This is a genomic window from Streptomyces sp. KR55 (assembly GCF_052245645.1).
Classification (GTDB): domain Bacteria; phylum Actinomycetota; class Actinomycetes; order Streptomycetales; family Streptomycetaceae; genus Streptomyces; species Streptomyces flavusporus.
This window is the reverse complement of record NZ_JBQQCE010000875.1, coordinates 1-1,605: the sequence shown is the minus strand read 5'-3', so window position 1 is coordinate 1,605 and position 1,605 is coordinate 1. Positions and strand designations below refer to the sequence as shown.

The window sequence follows — 1,605 nt, the reverse complement described above, 5'->3', positions numbered from 1 at the left end:
CTGAATGGAAAATTCCCCAGGTCACGGGCATGCTGACGCGTTCGTTGGCCAGAGCTTGAGATGGCGGTCAGCTTGCGGGGGCGAGAGTGACATCGTGGCCAAGCGCGTTGAGCTGGCGGACAAGGTCGCGGGTGCGGCGTTTCGGGTCGATCAGGCGTTGGTGGTAGTCGGAGCCGAGGTCACGGAAGGTGGTGTCGGGATCATTGATCAGGTGCCAGGCGATGATCAGGATTGAGCGGGCGATGGCGACCAGGGCCTTCTTGCGCCCGCGGCGTTTGACGATGCGTCTGTATCGCGCGCCGAGGTAGGTGTCGGTTCGGGCAGCGGCGCTGGCCGCTTCACCGAGGGCGCTCTTGAGCCAGGGGTTGCCCCGGCCGGTCGGGCTGGAGCCGCGTTTGGCACCGGACTGCGTGGTCCGCGGGGTGAGCTTGGCCCAGCTGGCCAGGTGATCCGCAGTGGGGAACACGGCCATGTCCGGGCCGAGTTCGGCCAGCAGGATGTGGGCGGTGGTGAGTCCGACACCGGGAATGGCATCGAGCCGCTCGACGAGCGAGGGCCCGGGGCGTGTGTGTTCCTGCGGTCCGGGCAGGTCCTGAACAGCAGCGGTGATCTGCTCGTCCAGTCGCGCGATCTGCCCGGTGAGGTGGTCGACGCTGTCCAGCAGCGTCTGGCAGAGGAAGCTGTGGTGGTCCTCGAACTGCCCGGTCAGAGCATCGGCCAGGGCGGCCTTCTTGCGGACCAGATTGCCGCGGGCCAGATCGGCGAGGACGCGAGGGCTGCGTTCGCCGGCAATGAGGGCGGCGAGCATGTCCCGGCCGGAGGCACCGAACAGGTCGGTGAGCACGCCGGTCACCTTGATCTGCGCATCCTCCAGGATCTTCTCCACCCGCTGCTTGTGCCGACAGCGTTCTTGGTTGAGAACCGCGCGCAAGCGGGTCAGGTCACGCAGCTGCCGCACCGGCTTCGGCGGCACGAACGAGGGGCGGAGCATGCCCCGCTCGGTGAGCTTGGCCAGCCAGACCGCATCCAGCTTGTCCGTCTTGGGCCGTCCCGGGACGTTCTTCACGTCACGGGCGTTGACCAGCCAGCATTCCAGGCCGCGGGCTTCCAGCAGAAAGAAGTACGGCTTCCAGTACGCGCCGGTGGCCTCCATCACCACCCGGGTGACACCCTGGCAGACCAGACGGTCGCCCAGCTCCAGAATCGCGGTGGTGGTCGACGGGACGTTCCACACCTCCTGGACCCGACGTCCCGTCCGGGTCTCGTGGGGCAGGCGCATACACACCATCCCCGACGCCTTCGCGACATCAATCGCCGCGACCCTCTCCACCAAGTCCTCGGCCGTGCCGAGCTCTTGTGTCTCCGGCACCGTCCTCACCTCGCTTCCACTTGGATGCCGGGCAGGCGGCGGCTGCCCATGGAGCGGGAGGGGACATCGGAAAGCTGAATGGCGTGCTCGAGGCAACAGTGCACGGCCCCTCAGGCCAGCTCCGGCGTCAGACTGTGGTGCGGGATCCACCCCCCAAGGTGCTGCCGACGTCGACGGACAGCCGCCAACCCAATTTTCACGCCGGGGCAAGGCGTCACGCAGGGATACGCACACTG

At 67.4% G+C, this 1,605-nt stretch carries 1 protein-coding gene; it reads right to left on the bottom strand.

Going from position 1 to position 1,605, the window contains the following annotated elements; all coding sequences use genetic code 11:
* Positions 1-67: 67 nt before the first annotated feature.
* Positions 68-1,369: an IS110 family transposase gene (locus ACTWQJ_RS51155; RefSeq protein WP_443313162.1), complete on the bottom strand. Its 1,302-nt coding sequence runs from the start codon at positions 1,367-1,369 to the stop codon at positions 68-70.
* Between the last annotated feature and the right edge of the window lie 236 nt (positions 1,370-1,605).